We start from the raw sequence: 510 nt of genomic DNA on the forward strand, positions 1-510 counted from the left end.
GCCGGGACGCCCGCGTCATAGGGTTCGGCGTCCCAGGCGCACCAGGGATGGGGTGAGGCGGCCAGCAGCGCTTCCAGCCGCGCCACCTCGGCGGCGAGCCGGTCGGTGCGGCGGCGTTCCCTGCCGGTCCAGAACAGCCCGCCGAACCCGGCGGCGCCGAGCACGCCGGCGAAGCCCAGAACGACGGGCGAGCCGGAGGGTTCGGCCAACAGGCCGACACCCACCGCCAGCCCAAGCGTGGCAAGGGCGTATGATCGGGTCAGAGCGCTCACGCGGGTGAGACTAGTCCACGCCTCCCGGCGGAGCAAGGCGGGCCGGCGGTGGTGCCACTTTCGGGGGTGGTGTCGTTCTTTCCCGTGGCTAGACCTCCTCCCCGATCCGCAGGGCGCGGATTTCCGTCTCCACGGCGGGGTAGGCGGCGCGCACCGCCGCCAGGGCCTGCTCCGCCCCGTCCGGGTCGCCCCGGTGGGCGGCGAGTTCCAGGGCGGAGGCGGCGCGGCCCAGCCTGTC

General features: G+C 75.1%; 1 pseudogene. It reads right to left on the minus strand.

Annotated elements, in window-relative coordinates:
- Positions 1-272: pseudogene (locus tag QSG27_RS29205) on the minus strand (sensor histidine kinase); the annotation flags it as partial.
- Between the last annotated feature and the right edge of the window lie 238 nt (positions 273-510).

Source organism: Azospirillum isscasi (assembly GCF_030849505.1).
Lineage (GTDB): Bacteria > Pseudomonadota > Alphaproteobacteria > Azospirillales > Azospirillaceae > Azospirillum > Azospirillum isscasi.